This window comes from Pseudoxanthomonas sp. (genome assembly GCF_051953815.1).
GTDB lineage: Bacteria > Pseudomonadota > Gammaproteobacteria > Xanthomonadales > Xanthomonadaceae > Pseudoxanthomonas_A.
This window is the reverse complement of sequence record NZ_JBQCIJ010000046.1, coordinates 239980-259553: the sequence shown is the minus strand read 5'-3', so window position 1 is coordinate 259553 and position 19574 is coordinate 239980. Positions and strand designations below refer to the sequence as shown.

The window sequence follows — 19574 nt, the reverse complement described above, 5'->3', positions numbered from 1 at the left end:
AGCGCGCGTTCGGCCGCGGCCACGTGGTCGAGCACCTGCGCCGCGCGATCGCCGGCGTGCGTGCGCTCTACCCCGAGGTCCACACCCTCGCGATCGGCGATCTCTCGGCGCGCGAGGGCGGCCGGATCGGCGGCCACCGCTCGCACCAGTCCGGTCTCGACGTCGACGTGGGCTTCTACTTCCACCGCGTGCCCGAAGGCTACCCCGCGTCGTTCGCCGCCGCCGACGCGAACCTCGATCTCGCGGCGACCTGGGCGCTGATCCACGCGTTCGCGCGAACCACCCACCTCGACGACGGCGTCGAGCGGATCTTCCTCGATCACGATGTCCAGGCGCGGCTGTACCGGTGGGCGCGCCAGCGCGGCACGCCCGGCGATCAGCTCGCCGAGCTGCTGCAGTACCCGCGCGACCCCGATGCACCTGCCGGACTGGTCCGGCACTGGCCGAACCACGCCGACCACCTGCACGTGCGGTTCAAGCCGGACGCCCGGTGACCGGCGCGCCGCACAGCTCCGACCGGATCAGGAACCGGACCCCGTCGGGCGCCTCGAGCGAGAACCCCGCGCCACGGCCCGGCACCACGTCGAGGATCAGCCGGGTGTGCTTCCACCGCTCGTACTGATCCCCGCCGATGTAGAACGGACAGCCGCCGACCTCGCCGAGCAGGACGTCTCGCGCGCCGAGCCTGAGCTCGCCCGCTGGATAACACATCGGCGCGCTGCCATCGCAGCAGCCGCCCGACTGGTGGAACATCAAGGGGCCGTGGCGGGCGACCAGCCGCGCGATCGTCTCGAGCGCGAGCGCGGTGGCCTCGATCCTCACTAGAAGAACCCCATCGGGTTCGGGTCGTAGGAGACGAGCAGGTTCTTCGTCTGCTGGTAGTGGTCGAGCATCATCTTGTGGGTCTCGCGGCCGATGCCCGAGTGCTTGTAGCCGCCGAACGCCGCGTGCGCCGGATAGGCGTGGTAGCAGTTGGTCCACACCCGCCCGGCCTGGATGCCGCGGCCCATCCGGTACAGCCGCGACGCATCGCGGCTCCAGACACCGGCGCCAAGCCCGTACAGCGTGTCGTTGGCGATTGCCAGCGCTTCGGCCTCGTCCTTGAAGGTGGTGACCGACACCACCGGCCCGAAGATCTCCTCCTGGAAAATCCGCATCCGGTTGTGGCCCTTGAACACGGTCGGCTGGACGTAATAGCCCCCGGCCAGTTCGCCCTCCTGCTGCCTGCGGGCGCCGCCGATCAGCAGTTCGGCGCCCTCCTGCCGGCCGATGTCGATGTACGACAGGATCTTCTCCAACTGCTCGCTGGACGCCTGCGCGCCGACCATCGTGTTGGGATCCAGCGGATTGCCCTGTTGGATCGCGGCCACCCGCTTGAGCGCTCGTTCCATGAATTTCTCGTAGATGGATTCCTGGATCAGCGCCCGCGACGGACAGGTGCAGACCTCGCCCTGGTTGAAGGCGAACAGCACGAAGCCCTCGATGGCCTTGTCGAGGAAATCGTCATCCTCCGCCATCACGTCGGCGAAGAAGATGTTCGGCGACTTGCCGCCCAGTTCCAGGGTCACCGGGATCAGGTTCTGGCTGGCGTACTGCATGATCAGCCGGCCGGTGGTGGTCTCGCCGGTGAAGGCGATCTTGGCGATGCGCGGATTGCTGGCCAGCGGCTTGCCCGCTTCCAGGCCGAAGCCGTTGACCACGTTGAGCACGCCCGGCGGCAAAAGGTCGCCGATGATCTCCATCAGCACCAGGATGCTGGCCGGGGTCTGCTCGGCCGGCTTGAGCACCACGCAGTTGCCGGCGGCCAGCGCGGGCGCCAGCTTCCAGCAGGCCATGAGAAGCGGGAAGTTCCACGGGATGATCTGCCCCACCACGCCCAGCGGTTCGTGGAAGTGATAGGCGATGGTGTCGTGGTCGATTTCGCTGATGCCACCTTCCTGCGCGCGGATGGCGCCGGCGAAGTAGCGGAAGTGGTCCACGCACAGCGGGATGTCGGCGTTGAGGGTTTCCCGGATCGGCTTGCCGTTGTCCCAGGTCTCGGCGTGCGCGAGCACATCCAGGTTCTGTTCGATGCGATCGGCAATCCGCAGCAGCACGTTGGCGCGCTCGGTGGTCGAGGTCTTGCCCCAGGCCTCGCGCGCGGCGTGGGCGGCGTCGAGCGCGGCCTCGATGTCGTCCGCGTTGGAGCGCGGGATCTGCGTGATCACCTTGCCCGTCACCGGGCTGACGTTGTCGAAGTACTGGCCGGAACGCGGCTCGACCCAGCGGCCGCCGATGAAGTTGGCATAGCGCGGCTTGAAGAGGGTGGAGGGATCGACGGCCTGGGGACGGGGTGCGGCGACTGCGTTCATCGGAAGCTCCTGGTGGGTCCACGTTGGGGTGCCGGCTTCAACGCAGGCCGCGTGCCAGGTTTGGTTGCTGCGCCGCGCCACGTGTCCGGCCACGGTCTGGCGCGGAGGCCGCCCTGGAACTTCCGCGCCGCAACATGCGATGCGCTTGCGGAGTGTCGCGGGGTGTGCTGTGTATCGGAACAGCGGGCGTTGTGGATGTCGCAAAATGCGACACATCGCCCGGCGAGGATTCCGGCATGCCCCGTTCACCCGCACCGCCCGATGCGCAGCGCATCGACCAGGCCCGCCGCGCGTTCTTCGAGGCCGGTCGCACCCCGGTCGGCCAGGTGTCCCCCGCCATCCTGCAATCGTGGCGGCGCAGCCTCGGCTTCGGCCTGGCGGCGAATGCGCGTCCGGCGATCGAGCCGGTCGACGCGCCGCGCCTGCGCACGATGCGCGAGCAGCACGAGCAGCTTTGGCGATTGGCGCGCGCGGAAGTGGAGATGCTTGCCGCCGACGCGGCCAACACGGGCAGCATCGTCCTGCTCACCGACGCCGACGGCTGGATCCTGGACGCGGAAGGCAATGCCGAGTTCCTCGACAAGGCGGGCCGGGTCGCGCTGATGCCCGGGGCGTGCTGGAACGAGGCGCGGGTGGGCACCAACGCCATCGGCACCGCCATCGTCGATGCCGTTGCGGTCGAGGTGCGCGGGGCGGAGCATTACGCGGCGCCGCATCGCATCCTCAATTGTTCGGCGGCGCCGGTGTTCGATCCTTACGGGCGCATGGTCGGAGTGCTGGATATTTCCGGCGATGCCGGGATTGCGCCGATGCATGCCCTCGGGCTGGCCCAATTGGCGGTCGCCAACATCGAGCACCGCTATTTCGATGAAGGCATCGTCGATGCGGATCTGTTGCGCGTGCATGCCAACCCCGCCCTGCTCGGCAGTGCGCGCGAGGGATTGCTGGCGTTCCGCAATGGCCGCCTGGTCGCGGCCAACCGGGCGGGCCTGGCGCTGTTCGGACTGGAACGCGCCGACCTGGGCCGCGCTTCCTACGAAGCGCTGTTCGATGGCGCGCTGTCGCGGCTGCGCGATGAGGGCGTGCTGCAGGATCGCAGCGGCCGGCTGCTGCATGGCCATGTCGACGGCCCCACCCGTTCGCGCCGCGCCCGCGCCGCGGCGCCGATCACGGTATCCGCATCGACAACCGGCGCCGTGGCGGAATCACCACTGTTCGACGCCCGCCTGGACACGGAACTGGCGCGCGCCTGCCGGGTCCTTGATGCCGGCATTCCCGTGCTGGTGCTCGGCGAAACCGGCACCGGCAAGGAAGTGTTCTCGCGCGAGCTGCATCGCCGCAGCACCCGCGCCGGCAAACCCTTCGTGGCGGTCAACTGCGCCGCGCTGCCGGAAGGCCTGATCGAGGCCGAACTGTTCGGCTACGAAAGCGGCGCCTTCACCGGCGCGCGCAAGGAAGGCAGCGCCGGCCTGCTGCGCCAGGCCGACGGCGGCGTGCTGTTCCTGGACGAAATCGGCGACATGCCGCTGGCGCTGCAACCGCGCCTGTTGCGGGTTCTGCAGGATCGCGAGTTGTCGCCGCTCGGCGGCGGCAAACCGATCAAACTGGATTTCGCCCTGGTCTGCGCGACCCATCGCGACCTGGAGGACGCCGTCGCCGAGGGCCGGTTCCGCGCGGATCTTTTCTACCGCGTTTCCCACCACCGGGTCGCACTGACGCCGCTGCGCGAACTGCCCGCGCGCGATGACCTCGTGCGCACCCTGTGGCAGCGCATCGGCCAGGGCCGCAGGCTGGACGAAGCGGCGGCATCGCTGCTGGCGGGCTATGCGTGGCCCGGCAACCTGCGCCAACTGGTGGCGAGCCTGCGCACCCTGGCCGCGTTGAGCGAGCCGGGCAGCCTGATCGGCGTGGATGCCCTGCCCGCCTACCTGCGTGCCGGCACGTCCGGCGATGCCGGCGTGCCGGCGCCCTCGTCGGCCGTGGCGGCGCCCCTGGATGCGGTCACCCTGATGACGATGCGCGCGGCGGTGGAGGCCTGCGGCGGCAACTATGCGCGCGCGGCGCGCCGGCTCGGCATCAGCCGGAGCACGCTGTACCGGCGGCTCGGGCAGGCGCCGCGCCGGAACTGAGCACCCGCGCGACGGTTTCAGCGCGTGTCCGCGCCGACACCGGCCGGTGCGGAGGATGGCGCCGGCGGCGCGGTCGCCGCAATCAAGCAACTGCTGTCAATCTGATCCGGGCATCGTTTCCGCACCGGCGCACCTTCCCGCGCCCGCGAGGAATCCCGATGTCCCTGATCCGAATCCTGTCTCCCGCCGTGCTCGGCCTGTGCCTGCTGGCGCCCGTCGGCGCGCAGGCGCGCGATGCCGCGGTGGCGAAGAACGCAGCATCATCCGGACTGCGCGTGCGCGATCTCTATCCCCTCATCACCACGCCGGCGATGGCGGCGGCGCGCGATTTCCATGTGCGCCACTTCGGTTTCCGGGTCCTGTTTGAAGCGGACTGGTTCGTCTATCTGTCCGGTCCGGGCGAAGACGGTGCGCGGGGCGCGACGCTGGCGTTCATGACGCCGGATCATCCTTCCCGTCCGCCCGGTCCGGAGGTGTTCGACGGCGACGGCATGATCCTGACCCTGGAAGTCGCCGACGCGGCCGCGCTGCATGAAAAACTCCGTCGCGAAGGCGCGCCCATACTGCATCCGCTGACCGACGAACCCTGGGGCCAGCGCCGTTTCATGACCCGGGATCCGGCCGGCGTGCGGGTGGACGTGGTGCAGCAGATCGCCCCGGAAGCCGGCTACTGGGAGCGCTACACGCCGTCGGCGCACTGAGACCGGCGGGTTCGCCGCCGCGCGCTCAGCCGGACGCCGCGATGTCCGCCGGCGCGGCTTCGGCGAGGCTGTCGATGAGCGCGCGCGACGCGGCCGACAGGCGTCGATGCGGGGCATAGATGAGCGAGAACGGACGCGACCGCCCGCGCAGATGCGGCAGCACCTCGACCAGGCTGCCCTGTCGCAGGTAGCCGGCCGCGATGAAATCGTAGGTCTGGCAGATACCGGCCCCGCCCGCCGCGAGCGACACCACGCCCAGCACGTCGTCGGACACCGACAGCCGATCCGGCGGCGTCCAGTCGACATCCGCGCCGGCCTCGCGGAACAGCCACGGTGCGATGCGTCCGCTGCTGGGCATCACGAACGGAATGCAGGCGTGTTCCGCCAGCTGTTCCATCCGCGACGGCGTACCGGCCTGTTGCAGATAAGCCGGCGAAGCCACCACGCACAGCGCCGCGTCCTCCAGCCGGCGCGCGGCCAGGCCACTGTCGGGCAACGCGCCCAGGCGGATGGCCAGATCGAAGCCTTCGGCGACCAGATCGACGTTGCGGTTGGAGATGTTGAGTTCGATCCGGACCTGCGGGTGTTCGCGCGAGAAGCGGGCCAGTTTTTCCGCCAACCGGTAGTGGCCGTAAGTGGTCGGTACGCTCAGGCGGACCCGCCCGGCCAGCGCGCCGGAGCGTCCCTGCACCGCGCGCTCGGCGTCGTCGAACAGGGCGAACGCCGCGCGCGCCTGTTCCAGGTAGAGCCGCCCGGCCTCGGTCAGTCCCAGGCGACGGGTGGTCCGCCGCAGCAACTGGTTGCCGAGATGGTTCTCCAGCCGCGCGACGGCGCGGCTGATCACCGACGGCGTCGTGCCCAGCGCGACCGCCGCCGCGGTCAACGATCCCTGCTCCACCACGGTGACGAACGCCTCCGCGTCGCCCAGATGATCGAATCGGCGCGCCATTATTGCCTCTCCGGGAAAGATGATTTGTCGTTTGGCCAGTTTATGCCCTCCGGGGCGAGGAATAGAGTGCCGGCCACTCCCGCCGCCGTCGCGGCACCTTTCGAGGCCCTCCCATGAAATCACTCAAGATCCTGGCCGCCGCGCTCGCGCTGGCCCTGCCCGCCGCCCACGCGGAGGCGGCGAACGTGCTGGTCGTCCTGTCGGATTCGGATCATCTGGATCTGCGCGACGGTCGGGTGTTTCCCACCGGTTTCTACCTCAACGAACTGATGCAGCCGGTCAAGCTGTTCCTCGATGCCGGCCACCAGGTCACCTTCGCGACGCCTTCCGGGGTGGCGCCCACGGTCGATCGCGGATCGCTGGACCCGATGTACTTCGGTGGCGACGCCGGCGCGTTGAAGGCGCACCAGGACCTGCTCGACCGGCTGGCCCTGACCCGGCCCGCGCAGTCGCCCGTGCTCAGCCTGGCGCGGGTGGAACAGATGGGCTACGGCCAGTTCGACGCGGTGTACGTGCCCGGCGGACATGCGCCGATGCAGGATCTGTTGAGCGACCGCGCCCTGGGCCGCCTGCTGGCCGACTTCCATCGTCGCGGCAAGACCACCGCACTGGTCTGCCACGGCCCGATCGCGCTGCTGTCGACGCTGCCGGGCAATCCCGGATTCGTCGCGGCGCTGGCGGATGACGGGTCCCCGGCCACGCCGTCCGGATGGATCTATGCCGGCTATCGACTGACGGTCATCAGCAACCAGGAAGAGGAACTGGCGAAGGGCGCGCTGCAGGGCGGCCGGATGAAGTTCTACCCGCAGACCGCTTTGGAGGCGGCGGGCGCGCGCCATGTGAGCAACACGACGCCCTGGGCCGCCAACATGGTGATCGATCGCGAACTGATCACCGGCCAGAATCCGGCCTCCGCGGTCGCCGTCGCCAACGCCGTGCTCGAACGACTGCAGTGATGCCGCGGCGATGCCGGGAACGCGGACGGCGCGTTCCCGGTATGTCAATGCAGGTGTGGACGGCTTCCCGCTTCGGGTGCTGTCTTCACCCGCAGGCTTTCCAGCGGCGCGCCCATGCGCAGCCATACTTCGCGCAGGATGGCTTCGGCCCGCGACCACGGCAGCATGTTCCAGCTGTCGAAGGTCTCCACGTACTTGTGGTGCAGCAGATCCAGCACGTCGGCCAGCGGCTGCGCGTGATGGCGCAGATAGGCGTCGTAGGCGAAACGCAGCGCCGATTCGTAGCGCGAGAACGGCACGCCCGGTTCGTGGAAGTCGTGCGATACGTATTCCAGCTTCCAGTAGCGCATCTCGGCCTGCACGTCGACGACCTCGCAGCGGTACCAGCGCCGTGCCGGGGGATGGATGGAGCCCATGGTCTGTTCCTCCTCTGACGGAGCACCGGAATATCATCCGCCGTGTATTCAGATCGTAAAACACGACCTGAACAGTGCAGCCCGATAACGCTTTCGCGACGCAGGTTCCACCTGCTCTTGCCATCACCGCGGGCATCGTGGACGCGTGGCACCGGCACCCTCCTTTGACGATACGCCGGCCCGACCGACATTCAGCAGGGTCCGCTTTCCGCAGTTTCCGGACCCGAGGACCATCGGTTGCCACGGGAGAACCTCGCCGGACGCCCGCTTCTCGTCCGGTGCGCAGGGCCGGTCACCCGTCTGGATGGCCCTCCGGTTCTCCACAGGAGCCTTTCGCAGGGCACATGACAAAGGCGACGGCCGGAGACGGCCGTCGCCTTTGGTTTGCGTCCGGGTCGATTGAAGCCCGGCGCCCCGCCCGCGCGAACGCGGGCGGGGACGGTTCGTCAGTTGCGATCGAAGTTGTACTGCGCCGAGGCGGCGTTGCTGATGATGCCCGACAGCGGCAACAGCTGGGTCAGGAAGCGGTTCCAGCGGGTCACGCCGGCCGGGCCCACCCAGACCACGTCGCCGGGACGCAGGTGGAAGCGATCGCCCAGCGCGAACGCCGCCGGCGAGGTCGCATCCAGGTGATACACGGTCGCCGGTTCGCGCTGCAGATCCTCCATGCCGCGGATCACGTAGACCGCGCCGCCCTTGGCGGTGACCGGATTCAGGCCACCGGTGCGGCCCAGCGCCTGGGTCAGGCTCATGTCGGTGGTCTTGAACGTGATCGCCTGCGGGCGCATCACCTCGCCGACCACATAGACCTCCTTGCGATCGTTGAACGGCAGGTACAGCCGATCACCGGGCTTGAGATAGACATCGGCGGCGACCTTGCCGTCGCGGTTCAGCGCGTCGAGATCCAGCGGATAGTCCTGGCCGTCGCGGGTCAGCACGAAACCCGCCAGGTCGGCTTCCTCCACGTTGATGCGCGCCTTGCCCACCGCCTGCGCCAGGGTCAGCGGCACGGTGGTGAACTCCTGCGGCGAGGTGTCGACGAAGGCGCCCTGCAATGCGACCCGGCCACCATGGCCGACCACGTTGACGTCAATCTGCGGCGAACGCAGGTACTGGCCCAGGCGCGTGGACAGATTGCCGCGCAGTTCCTCGATGGTCATGCCCTTGACGTTCATCTTGCCGGCGTACGGATAGAAGAACGTGCCGTCCGGCTGCACCAGGCGACCGTTGGTGATCGCCTGCTGCTGGTTGCCCGCGGGCGTGGTCAACTCGGGATGATCCCAGACCGTCACCAGGATCGTGTCGCCCGGCTGGATGCGGTAGATCTCGGGTTTGTAGCCGGCCAGCGCGGCGGGCAGCGTGACCGCCTGGCGGGGCGCGGCGACCAGTTCGGGCGTGATCGCGATCATGCGGGCGTCGCTGCCCTCGACCGTGCCGCCGGACGCCGAACCGACATGGGTCATGCGTTGACCCGCGCAACCGGCCAGCAGCGCCGCCAGCAACAACGAAGTGGATAGGGATTTCACTCGCACACCTCTGTCTGCGGAAAACGATGCGCGATTCCGGCATGGCCGGGTTCGCTCGGGCATGGTGGCAAGCGGTGCGTGAAAAGAACGGCGGCGGCAGGACAATGGCGGATGAACGCGTGGCGTGTCCGCGCGCGGACACGGCGCTGGCCTGTTCACAAACGCAGGTGCGCGGCGGTCAGCGCGACGATTTCCTTGAACGCGCGCCCGCTGCGCCAGAGGGCGCGCGGCGACGGCAGCCAGTAGCGCCACCAGCGGCGTGGCGCCCTGCCCTCCGGCACCGGCATCGGCGTGACCTGCGCGCCCGCCTGGCGGAACAGCAGCACCGCGCGCGGCATGTGCAGGGTCGAGGTCACCAGCAGCAGGCGCGGATGCGCGGTGCCGGCCAGCGGCAGGCTGTAGCGCGCGTTGTCGCGGGTGTTGCGGCTGCGTTCCTCCAGCACCAGCGCCGAGCGCGGCACGCCCAGGCGCACGATCGCGTCGGCCATCCGCCGCGCCTCGGTGGTGCCGCCCTCGCCGCCGCCGCTGAGGATGACGACCGGCGCGCGTCCGGCCTGCCAGGCGCGCGCGCCCGCCGCCAGCCGGCTGTAGCGCAGATCCTCCGGGCGCGCGTCGGGGCGTTCCAGCCAGGCGTAGTGGCTGCCGCCGCCCAGCACCACGATGGCGTCGGCCGAAGGCAGGCGCGCCGCGTCGCGCACCACCGGGTAGCGGTGTTCCAACAGCCCGCGCAGGGTGTCGGACGCGAACGGGAACGACCACAGCGCCGACCAGAACAACGCCGCCACCGCCACGCCCGCGCCGAGCCGGCGCCGGCGCAGCAGCCACAGCAGCGCCGCCAGCGCCAGCAGGGTGAGCGTGAGCGTGGGTGGATAGGTCAGCGAAACCGCGAAATCCCGGAACATCGACATCGCGCCTTCCCTCATATGACGATTCCGCGGCTGACGTAGACGTAGAACACCGCGCACGACGCCAGCAGGCCGATCCGGATCAGCAGCGGATTGCGCAACGGCGCGATCCGCGCGTGGCACAGCACCGCGGCCAGGATCATGGAGACCGCCAGCCAGGCCGGCAACAGGTAGCGGTTGGAGAAGAAGCCCCAGCCGATGATGAAGAACGGCAGCGACATGACCAGGTAGACGGAGGTGCTGTCCATGATGCGCTGGCGCCAGCCGGCCTGGATCAGCGGCGCCAGCAGGTGCGGCAGCAGGTACCAGAAAATGGTGAACACCGCGAAATCCACCCGTACGCCCGAGCGGTACAGTGGATTGGCGGTGTATTCCATCACCACGTCGTAGAAACCCGGCGTGGCCACGCGCACCGCCAGCATCGACAGCCCGGACACGTAGGCCAGGAACGCGCCGGCGGCGAGCACCCGCAGCCAGCGGGTGCTCAGCAGCAGCGCCGGCGCGCAGATCAGGTACATTGCCGAGGACAGATGCAGGCTGGCCGCCAACGCGCCGGCCAGGAAGAAGCCGCCCCACTGGCGCCGGTGGAAGGCCAGCAGCGCCACGAACACCAGCGGTGCCGCCAGTCCCTGGCGGATCGCGTTGATCGAGGCGTTGGTGAACATCGGCGAGACGAACAGCAGCAGCAGCGACGCGCACAACAGGGTCTGCCAGGTCACCGGGGTTTCCAGATAGCGCTGGTAGCGCCGCACCGCCAGCGCCACCAGCACCAGCAGCAGCGCGAACAACGCGAACTGATAGCCGGTGACGTCCAGTCCCAATCGATACAGTGCGTAGCTGAGGTAGACGAAGCCCGGCTCCAGGCGGGTTTCCGGCACGCCCTGCACCAGGTTCTCGAAGAACCCCGCGTAGGTCTCGGTGTCGCTGCCGATGTCCAGCGGACGCGTGCCCACCAGCCAGCAGGCGAACAGGGCCACGCCGCCGAGCAGGATCAGGCCCAGCCACCAGCGCGCCGTCACCTCGCCCTGGCTGCGCCGGCTGGCCTGCAGGGCGCGCGCCTGGATCGTGCTGTTCACGAAGCCTCTCCGGCCTGGCGCGAGCGCATCGCCAGCAACAGCCGGCGGCGGGTGCGCCGGACGATGCCGACGCTGCGCGCGAACCAGTGCTCGGCCGGCGTGACCAGGCCGCGCCGCAGCAGCTCGTGCCGCACGTCGCGGCCGGCGCGGTGCATGGCGTCGAGATCGGCGGTCAGCCCGCCAGCGCCAAACGTGGGCTTGTGCCAATACGCCAGCACCTGGTTGAGCTTGGCGCAGCGGTAGCCGGAGAAACCGATCTCCGCCCACAGCAGGAAATCCTCAACCCGCCGGAAGCGCTCGTTGAAGCGGAACGGCAAGTCGCGCCGCAGCACCACCGAGGCGGTCGGAAACGGATTGTTGAGCAGGAACCGGCGACGCCCGATCGCGGTGACGCGCACCGGCGGGCGCAACGGCATCGGTCCGGCGGCGCGATCGCGGACGGCCATGCGGTGGGCGATCAGCGCCAGGCCGGGATCGGCCTCCAATGCCGCCATCTGCAACGCCAACTTCTGCGGGGCCCAGGTGTCATCGGCGTCGAGGAACGCGATGTACGGCTGGGTGGCGCGTTCCCAGCCGAGGTTGCGCGCCTGCGAGGGCCCACCGTTGGCGGGCGACGCGACCACCACCACCCAGCCGGGACGATAGGCGGCGGCGACCGCGCGCAGCGCGTCCAGCGTGTCATCTCCGCTGGCGTCGTCGACCAGGATCACCTCCGCGGGACGACGCGTCTGCGCGGCCACCGAGGCCACCGCCGCGCCGATGGTGCCGGCGCAGCGGTAACAGGGGATCACCACGCTGACCGGCGCGGCGGCGGAATCCGGCGGATGATGCGGGTTCATGCGTGTGCCTGCTCCAGCGCCCATGGCGCGCATTTGAATATGTCTTCGGCCTGGTCGGCGTACACGCCGGGTGAAGAGCATTCCAGCCGGTGTTCGGCCAGCAAGCTGCCGACGACATCGCTGAATGGATGCCCCTGCGCGGTGGTGATGCGGCGGCGCTGCGGCAGGCCGATGTCGTCGGCGAAGTCGCGGCACTTGCGGTGGTAATCGACGATCACGAACGGCACCCCGCACAGCCAGGCGACGATCGCGCCGTGCAGCCGCGCGCTCACCATCACGTCGCAGCGGCCAATCGCGGCCACCATCGCCAGCGGGTCCGGCTGGGTGTAGCGCAGGACATCCACCGCCACCCCGCCCTCGCGCAGGCGATGCGCCAGCGCCTGCGCCAGTTCGTCGTCGCCGTGGCGCGGATGCTCGTTGAGGCTGAACACGTCCACCACCAGCCGGCGCGAGCGCGACTCGGCCAGGACGGATTCCACGAACGCATCCTCCCAGGCGCGCATCGCCGGCGCGCCGTGCGCGCCGCCTTCGGCGTAGCGGCACGGCGCCACCCCCACCCGCATCGGCGCCTCCGGCGCCTGCCGCGCGCGCACCGGCATCGACACCAGCCGGGGCAGCAGCACCGCCAGGTCGCAGCCCGCATGCGCATGCGCGGACAGGCCCATGCGCTGGATCCATTCGTATGACCGGCGATCGCGCACCGCGATGTAGCTGAAGCGATCCAGGAAGGATGCCGCCGCCGCTTCCTGCGCCTCGTTGGCGAACGGACCGATGGATACGCCGATCGCTGCCAGCTTCAGGCCGCGATGGCGCCGCGCCGCCTGCATCATCGGTTTGCGGAACGACTCGCGCGCGGTGATGACGGAGCCGCCGCCCATCACCAGCACGTCCGAACCGACGGTGGCGCTGGCGAAGCTGAGCAGCCGGCTGCCCTTGCCCAGCGCGCCCAGCGCGCCGTACCAGTCGAGCGGATAGAACGCGGGCACCGTGCTCACGCCCGCCATGCCCGCGATTGGCGGACCGACCAGGCGCGGCGCGGCGTTCCAGTAACGTTCCGCCGCGCGCGTGCAGATCACGCCGAACAGATCGTCGCCGAAGTTGCGCATTCCGTAGTAACCGGTGAAGGCGATACGCGGTCTTTCCATCAGTCCAGCTCCAGCGCGTCGACCCGGCGGGCACCGCGATACATGAGGCCGAGCAGCAACGCCTCGGCGATGACGGTGGCGATGGCCGCGCCCATCTCGGCGAACGCGGGAATCAGCGCCAGGTTGAGCAGCACCGCCGCCAGCGCGGCCAGCGCCATCGCGCCGACCCGGTAGCGCATGTGGCCTTCGGTCAGCAGCACCGAGCCCACCGCGGTGGACAGGAAGCGCAGCGGCACGCACAGGGCCAGCACCTGCAACAGCGGCACCACCGTGCGGTAGCCGGCGCCGAAGATCCGCGGCGCCAGGGTGGCGCCGAACGCCAGCGCGATGCCGGCGACCACGCCGCAGGCGAGCATGGCCACGCCGCCCCAGCGATAAGCCTGGCGGAACCGGGGCCGGTCGTGGACCGCCCAGCGGTGCAGCTTGGACAGCAGGAACTTCTGGTACACGGTGGCCGGGAACAGGTAGATCGCGGTCATCACCGCCAGCGCGATGCCGAAATGCCCGGCGGCCGCGTCGCCGGCCTGGTACTTCAGCAGCACCGTGCCGATCTGGAAGAACACCGGGTACAGCACCGCCGCCATGCCGTAGGGCCACGCCTGCAGGCACAGTTCGCGCACGCCGGGCAGCACCGTCGGCGCGGTCGCCTCCTGCTTGGCGCCGTGCCCGCGCAGCGCCCAGCGTCCACGCGCCATCGCCCGCCATTGCGGCCACGCGCCAAGCACGGCGAGCACCGCGATCGCGCTGTAGCCCAGCGCCACCATCTCCACCCGCATGCCCGCCCAGGCCAGCGCGTAGGCCGCGACCAGCAGCCTGCCCAGCGGCATCCACAATTGCCATGCGGCGAGCGCGCCGTAGCGTTCCTCCAGCCGCAGCTTGCTGCCTATCTGTTCCACCGCCAGCAGGCCGACGATCACCGGCAGCAGCAGCCACAGCAGTTGACGCGTGCGCGCGTCGACCGGCGGTCCCCATTCGGCCCACGCGGCCACGCCGACCAGCGCCAAGGTGGTGCTGGCGGCGATGAAGCGTTCCGACGCGCGCCGCCAGCGTTCGCCGCGCCAGCCCTCGGTGCCGAACACCTTGAGCCGGAACTGGGACAGGCCAAACCCGGCCAGCGGCGCGATCAGGGTGATGGTCGCCAGCGAAGAGGCGAACAGGCCGTACTCGGCGGGACCGAAGCGGCGCGCGAGCAGTGTCTGCGCGGCGAACACCATCACCGCGCCGGCGGCGGTGGCCAGCCACAGCAGGGACAGCGCGCTCAGGGCGGGACGCAGCGGCATGGGCAGGATCCGGTTCATCATCCGGCCATTGCCTCCCGCGGGCGCAACGGCAGCAGTTCGCCATAGACCTCGCAGGTCTTGCGGATGACCACCCGCTCGTCGAAGTCGCTGAGCGCGCGGGCGCGGGCGCGCTCGCCCAGCCGGCGCACCAGATCCCGATCGTCGTCCAGGCGCGCGATCACCCGCGCCAGCGAGGCGGCGCTGCGCGGCTCCACATGCAGGCCGTCCTCGCCGTCGCGGCTGACCACCTCGCGGCAGCCGGGCAGATTGGTGGTGACCAGCGCGATGCCGCAGGCGCCGGCCTCGATCAGGCTCTTCGGCACGCCCTCGCGGTAGTAGCTGGGCAGCGCCATCACGTCGACCGAGCGCAGCAGCGCGGGCATGTCCTCGACATGGCCGAGCCATTCCAGCACGCCTTGCTCGTGCCAGGTCCGCACGTCCGTCTCGGCGACCGAGTGCGGATTGCCCGGGTCGGGCGTGCCGGCGAGCAGGAACCGGATGTCGCGGCCCTGCGCCTTGAGCTGCGCGGCGGCGGCGGCGTATTCGTGGATGCCCTTCTCGCGCAGCAGGCGAGCGGCCAGCAGCACCCGCAGCGGACGGCGCGCGTCGGCGGCGGCGTCGCGCAGCAGGAACCGGCTGAGATCCACGCCGGAGCCCCGGATCAGGCGGATGTTGTGCGGCGGCGCCAGCCGCGCATCGGCGAAGGCCTGCGCGTCGTCGGGGTTCTGCAGGATCACCCGCGAGTGATCGCCGCCCAGCGCGCCGCGCATCAACAGCGACACCACCGGCCGCAGTAGCCGCGCCTTGGCGCGGTCGCTGGAAAACACGTAGCCCAGGCCGGTGACCGCGTTGACCACCGCGGGCACGCCGGAAACCCGCGCGGCCAGCGCGCCGTATACCGCGCACTTGAGGGTGAAACTGTGCAGCAGATCCGGGCGCTCCTCGCGCAGCAACCGGACCAGCCGCGCCAGCGTGCCGGCCTCGCGCCAGGGATTCAGGCTGGAGCGCTGCATCGGCAAGGGCCGCCAGCGGATGCCGTGCTCGCGGAAGCGATCGCCGAAGTCGCCCGGTGGCGACACCATCACCACCTCCATGCCCATGGATCGAAGCTGGAGCGCGGTGGAAAGTCGGAAGTTGTAGAGGTACCAGTCTGTGTTTGCGAACAGGATGAACTTCATGCAGGCGCCGTAGGGGAAGCGTCGTGCCGATTCTAGAAAGTCGAGTCCGCAAAACCGTTCACGCGCTCACCACCAAACCGGCGACAGCCCCAATAAACGGGCAAAAAAGAAGCGGCCCGAAGGCCGCCTCTGCACGCGCTCGTCATTCGGCTGAGCGCCAGTTCACCTGGAGATCATTTGGCGTAGCCGTTGCTGGTCACCCGGATGTCGTAGACGTCGCTGACCCTGGCCACGTGCGCGCCGTTGCCCTTGTTGCCGTCGACGAAGCCGGTCAGGTACACCAATGGATTGACCGTCTTGTTGACGCCATGCAGGCGCGTGTTGTTGTTGCGCGAGATGTTGCCGCTGTACTGGTAGTTGCGGGTCGCGCTGCCGAACATCATGCCGACCAGGTAGTTGTGGCGGAGGGTGTTCTGGGCGATGTAGCCGCTCTCCGGCCCGATCGTCAGGATGCCGTGGCCGCCGTTGTACTCGATGGTGCAGCGCTTGATGGTGACGCCCTGGACCCGCTTGTACACCAGGATGCCGTTGCCGGCGTTGCCGTGGATGTGGCAGTTCTCGATGTGCACGTTGGAGGTGGTGCGCAGGTCGCCGACGTCCGGTTCGATGTCGATGCCGCAGGCCGGCGCGATGCCGTTGCAGTCGCTGAACTCGCTGTCGTAGACCTTCACTCCGATCGCATGGCCGATGGTCAGGCCCTGGCGACGGTTGCCGGTGCAGACCACGTTGGCGATGACCACGTCGCTGCACGCGATGGTCGGCGCGTTGGTCACCATCGCGCCGCCAATCGAGATGCCGTCGCCCCAGCACTTGGAAACATGGATGTCGCGCACGGTGATCTTCGACGATCCCCGGATCATGATGCCGTGGCCCCATTCGCCGGTCGTGCCCAGGTGGGTCTCGCGATCGCCGATGATCTGGCCGCCGGAAATCTCCACGTTGCTGACCTTGTAGGCCATCAGCACGTAGGCGCGCTCCTTGTCGTTGCGCTTGGCGCGCAGGCGGGCGCCGTCCTGCAGCAGCAGGTGCATGTTGCTGCGCAGGCGCACGTTGCGGGTCGGGTCGATGACATAGTCGCCCGCCGGGACGACCACCGTGCCGCCGGTCGAGGGCAGCGCATCGATGGCGTACTGGAACGCGGTGGTGTCGTCGGTCTCGCCGTCGCCGCGTGCGCCCCAGTCGCGCACGCTCAGGGTGGTGCCGCCACGCAGGCGCGCCGGTGGCGCATAGACCGCGGCCAGCGCCTTCGGGATTCCGGTTGAAAGGAGCGCGGCCGGCAGCGCCAGCAGCAAGGATTGGCGCAGAAATTCGCGCCGAGGCGTCCCTGCCCCGTGCACGTCGTGCACGAGTGCATTGTGTTTCACAGACATCACCCCTGCGGACCAATGTGGTCCGTCATTGAAGGAAAACCAAGGAAAGCCGCAGCGACCCGCGGCGATTCTGACTATAGGGATTCGGATGGCGTCGTATAGCCGTGAAATCCGTATCTGTGAGCGTGCGCAAGAACTTCGCCGCACGCGATTCAGATTCGTGTGAAAAGCGCCCGCATTCCTCTACCGGAACACATGGTCGAGTCCGCTTTTGCAGGTGTGGTTCCGCGGCCGTGCGCGAAACTCAGCGCATCGGCCGGCTGTCGGCGTCCACCCGGATGCCGTTCGCGCCGCGTGCCACGTCCAGATTCATCCCGCCGCGCTCGCCCGGATCGCGGCGGCGCCGGGCGAGCGCGCCCGAGTTGCCACCGATGCGGTTGTCGCGCAGATGGAAATCGCGGCTCGTGGCCCGCACCGCGATTCCGCGCAGGCCGTTGCCACGGATCTCGTTGCCCTCGATGACACCGCCCTGCGCCGCGCGCAGCAGGATGCCGTCTCCCCGGTTGTCCAGGATCCGGCAGCGGCGGATGGTGACGTCGCGGACCCGCTCGTAGAGCTGGATGCCGGCGCCCTGGTTGGATTGCGCCAGGCAATCCTGGATCAGGATGTCGCGGGCGTCGCCGCCGGGATCGGGTTCGATGTCGACGCCGCAGCCGGGCAGCACGCCGCCGGTGTCCAGGAACGAACATCCCAGCACCTGCACGTGGCGGGAGCGTCCGATGGTCAGGCCCTGGCGGCGGTTGCCCTGGCAGGTCACGTCGCGGATCACCACGTCGCGGCTGGGCAGCGGCGCCAACCCGGCGATGCCGGACAGGCCGCCCACGGAAATGCCGTCGCCCCAGCAGCGGCTGATATGCAGATCGTGCAGGCGGATGCCGCTGCTCCCGCGCACCATCACCCCGTGGCCCCATTCGCCGGCGCTGCCGAGGTGGCGTTCGCGATCACCCAGGATGCGTCCGCCCGATACTTCCACGTCCTGCACCTGCTGCAACAGCAGCACATAGGCGCGCGGCGCGGCGTTGCTCATCGCGACCAGGCGCGTGTCCGCGTCCATCGCCAGGTGCATGCGGCTGCGCAGGCGCACGCTGCGCAATGGATTGATCAGGTAGTTGCCGGCGGGCACGCGCACCGTGCCGCCGGACTCCGGCAAGGCGTCGACGGCGGCCTGGAACGCCGGGGTATCGTCGCGACGGCCGTCGCCGACCGCGCCGAAATCGCGCACGTCCAGATCCGCGCCGCGCGAGGCCGCGTTGGCCGCCCGCGCCATCGGCGTGGCGGCGAGCGTGGCGCCCGCCAGCAGGCCATGCAGGCAGCGGCGCCGGTCGGGGTCCATGCTCAGGCGGCGGCCTCGTGCGCGACCGGCGCCGCCGCGGCGCCACGCGCGGCCAGCCACGGCAGCACGATCGCCAGCAGGTAGAACTTGGAGGCGTGGTATTTGTTGTCGAGCCGGCGCCGGTTGCGCTCCAGCCACGGCGCCGCGCCCGGCAGGAGATCCCGCATCGCGTCCGCGAAGCCATGCACTTGGTCGAACCGTTGCGCGGCCAGTCCGCACAGGTCGAAGCGGAAGCTGCCCTTGCGCTGGACGTAGGGCAACTCCGCGAAGCGGGTGGCGATATGGCGCCGGATCAGCATCTTGTTGACGCCGGTTTCCGGATCGACCTTCTGCCGGCGCGGCACTTCGCGGTGGATCCATTCGCGCAGGTCGTGATCGCAGAACGGATAGGCCGCGTCCAGGCCCAGCGCATGGGCGGTGTACAGGCCCTTGGCGAACGCGCCGGCGGAACCGGCGATCGACATCGACATGTCGCGCCACTCCCACTCGCTGGTCGCGGTGGCGATTTCCTCCTGGAACAGGGCCATCCGCGCCCGCGAACGGCGCGAGATCGGATGCCCGAACAATTCGTCGACCTCCGCGTCGCTGAAGCGCGAGCCCGGAAACACCCGCTCGATCGGATTCATCTGCAACGTACCCAGCAGGAAGCAGGCCTCGAAACTCCTGTCCACGCCCGGCAGCGCGGTCAGGTCCAGCGGCAGCCGAACGTCGCGGGCGATCCTGCCCAGCCACTGGTGCTGGCGGTCGACCGGGGTACCGAAGTAGCTGTCCGCGCCCAGGCCGTCGATGACGCCGTCGCCGCCGCGCGCGCGGACTTCGGTGCCGAGGTCCGCGTAGGACAACAGGGCGAAATCGGCGGTCAGCAGCGGCATGCGTCCGGCCAGCGCCAGGTAGCGATCATACGCGCGGCCCGGATCGCAGATCAGGGACTCGTGCCGCAGGCCCAGCCGCCGCGCCACCTGGCGCGCCGATTCGACTTCGTTCTCCTCGCGACCGCCCAGGTAGGTGATGCAGGTGGCGTCGGGGCGCGCGTCGGCCAGGGCGATCGCCAGCGTGGTGGAGTCCTTGCCGCCGCTCTGCAGCAGCCACGGCGAGGCCATCGTCGCGCACGACTGCGCGATCGCCTCGCACAGCTTGCGGTGGTAGACCGCTATCCAGTCCTGCGGATGGCGCGCCACTTCCGGCACCTCGCCGGCATTGCGGAACTTGAAGCGGAACCGGGGCGCGGTGTGCATGTCGTGTTCGGGCGAGAAGCCGAACGTCACCAGCTTGATGCCCTCGTAGATCGAGTGCGGCGGATAGACGAAGGCATTGCGCAGCAGGTCCGCCACCGACACCGGGTCGATGCGTTGCGCCGGCCCGGCCACCAGCGGGGAGAAGTCGGGTTTCCCATAGTAGGGAGACATCGTGATCTGCATGG

At 69.5% G+C, this 19574-nt stretch carries 18 protein-coding genes; 4 read left to right on the top strand and 14 right to left on the bottom strand.

What is annotated here, in order from left to right; all coding sequences use genetic code 11:
- On the top strand, positions 1–494 hold a 494-nt coding region (locus ACTHN1_RS15045; protein ID WP_440471744.1), incomplete at its 5' end, for a penicillin-insensitive murein endopeptidase.
- Here the strand turns inward: ACTHN1_RS15045 and ACTHN1_RS15040 are convergent.
- Together ACTHN1_RS15040 and adh are read right to left on the bottom strand one after the other, a co-directional pair.
- Positions 475–822 carry a DUF779 domain-containing protein gene (locus ACTHN1_RS15040; RefSeq protein ID WP_440471743.1) on the bottom strand — a complete coding sequence of 116 codons (348 nt, stop codon included), beginning with the start codon at positions 820–822 and terminating at the stop codon, positions 475–477. The two genes, ACTHN1_RS15045 and ACTHN1_RS15040, sit on opposite strands and share 20 nt — an antisense overlap.
- On the bottom strand, positions 822–2351 hold the full coding sequence (gene adh / locus ACTHN1_RS15035) for an aldehyde dehydrogenase (RefSeq protein ID WP_440471742.1): 1530 nt from the start codon (positions 2349–2351) through the stop codon (positions 822–824). Before adh ends, ACTHN1_RS15040 begins: the two co-directional genes overlap by 1 nt.
- A gap of 236 nt (positions 2352–2587) precedes the next feature.
- Here adh and ACTHN1_RS15030 point away from each other — a divergent pair, with 236 nt between their 5' ends.
- Together ACTHN1_RS15030 and ACTHN1_RS15025 are read left to right on the top strand one after the other, a co-directional pair.
- Positions 2588–4480, top strand: coding sequence for a sigma-54-dependent Fis family transcriptional regulator (locus tag ACTHN1_RS15030; RefSeq protein ID WP_440471741.1), 1893 nt, complete (start codon positions 2588–2590; stop codon positions 4478–4480).
- A 158-nt stretch (positions 4481–4638) separates the two neighbouring features.
- On the top strand, positions 4639–5181 hold the full coding sequence (locus ACTHN1_RS15025) for a VOC family protein (protein ID WP_440471740.1): 543 nt from the start codon (positions 4639–4641) through the stop codon (positions 5179–5181).
- Between the two features lie 25 nt (positions 5182–5206).
- Here the strand turns inward: ACTHN1_RS15025 and ACTHN1_RS15020 are convergent, their stop codons facing one another.
- Positions 5207–6130, bottom strand: coding sequence for a LysR family transcriptional regulator (locus ACTHN1_RS15020; RefSeq protein WP_440471739.1), 924 nt, complete (start codon positions 6128–6130; stop codon positions 5207–5209).
- A gap of 113 nt (positions 6131–6243) precedes the next feature.
- On the opposite strand from ACTHN1_RS15020, the gene ACTHN1_RS15015 reads away from it, so the two are divergent.
- A complete protein-coding gene (locus ACTHN1_RS15015) occupies positions 6244–7086 on the top strand; it encodes a type 1 glutamine amidotransferase domain-containing protein (RefSeq protein ID WP_440471738.1) in 843 nt (280 codons plus the stop codon).
- Between the two features lie 44 nt (positions 7087–7130).
- Here the strand turns inward: ACTHN1_RS15015 and ACTHN1_RS15010 are convergent, their stop codons facing one another.
- The 11 genes from ACTHN1_RS15010 to ACTHN1_RS14960 all read right to left on the bottom strand — a co-directional run bounded on the left by ACTHN1_RS15010 (position 7131) and on the right by ACTHN1_RS14960 (position 19572).
- Positions 7131–7502, bottom strand: a complete 372-nt coding sequence (locus ACTHN1_RS15010) for a hypothetical protein (RefSeq protein WP_440471737.1) — start codon at positions 7500–7502, stop codon at positions 7131–7133.
- A gap of 446 nt (positions 7503–7948) precedes the next feature.
- On the bottom strand, positions 7949–9028 hold the full coding sequence (locus tag ACTHN1_RS15005; RefSeq protein WP_440471736.1) for a polysaccharide biosynthesis/export family protein: 1080 nt from the start codon (positions 9026–9028) through the stop codon (positions 7949–7951).
- 155 nt (positions 9029–9183) lie between these two features.
- Entirely contained in the window at positions 9184–9936 is a 753-nt protein-coding gene (locus ACTHN1_RS15000) for a YdcF family protein (protein WP_440471735.1), read from the bottom strand.
- Positions 9937–9947: 11 nt separating this feature from the next.
- Complete coding sequence (locus ACTHN1_RS14995) at positions 9948–11009, bottom strand: EpsG family protein (protein WP_440471734.1); 1062 nt, start codon at positions 11007–11009, stop codon at positions 9948–9950.
- Positions 11006–11848 (bottom strand): glycosyltransferase family 2 protein, encoded by an 843-nt coding sequence (locus ACTHN1_RS14990; RefSeq protein ID WP_440471733.1) that lies wholly within the window; start codon positions 11846–11848, stop codon positions 11006–11008. The genes ACTHN1_RS14995 and ACTHN1_RS14990 overlap by 4 nt, the downstream gene beginning before the upstream one ends.
- Positions 11845–12993, bottom strand: coding sequence for a polysaccharide pyruvyl transferase family protein (locus tag ACTHN1_RS14985; protein ID WP_440471732.1), 1149 nt, complete (start codon positions 12991–12993; stop codon positions 11845–11847). Before ACTHN1_RS14985 ends, ACTHN1_RS14990 begins: the two co-directional genes overlap by 4 nt.
- Complete coding sequence (locus tag ACTHN1_RS14980; protein ID WP_440471731.1) at positions 12993–14273, bottom strand: lipopolysaccharide biosynthesis protein; 1281 nt, start codon at positions 14271–14273, stop codon at positions 12993–12995. The genes ACTHN1_RS14985 and ACTHN1_RS14980 overlap by 1 nt, the downstream gene beginning before the upstream one ends.
- 17 nt (positions 14274–14290) lie before the next feature.
- Positions 14291–15451 (bottom strand): glycosyltransferase family 4 protein, encoded by a 1161-nt coding sequence (locus ACTHN1_RS14975; RefSeq protein ID WP_440471730.1) that lies wholly within the window; start codon positions 15449–15451, stop codon positions 14291–14293.
- 173 nt (positions 15452–15624) lie between these two features.
- A complete protein-coding gene (locus tag ACTHN1_RS14970; protein ID WP_440471729.1) occupies positions 15625–16821 on the bottom strand; it encodes a right-handed parallel beta-helix repeat-containing protein in 1197 nt (398 codons plus the stop codon).
- Positions 16822–17065: 244 nt separating this feature from the next.
- Positions 17066–18154 (bottom strand): right-handed parallel beta-helix repeat-containing protein, encoded by a 1089-nt coding sequence (locus tag ACTHN1_RS14965; protein WP_440471728.1) that lies wholly within the window; start codon positions 18152–18154, stop codon positions 17066–17068.
- A gap of 2 nt (positions 18155–18156) precedes the next feature.
- The gene (locus ACTHN1_RS14960) at positions 18157–19572 is read right to left on the bottom strand and encodes an asparagine synthase-related protein (protein WP_440471727.1); all 1416 of its coding nucleotides are present in this window, start codon (positions 19570–19572) and stop codon (positions 18157–18159) included.
- Positions 19573–19574 lie beyond the last annotated feature (2 nt).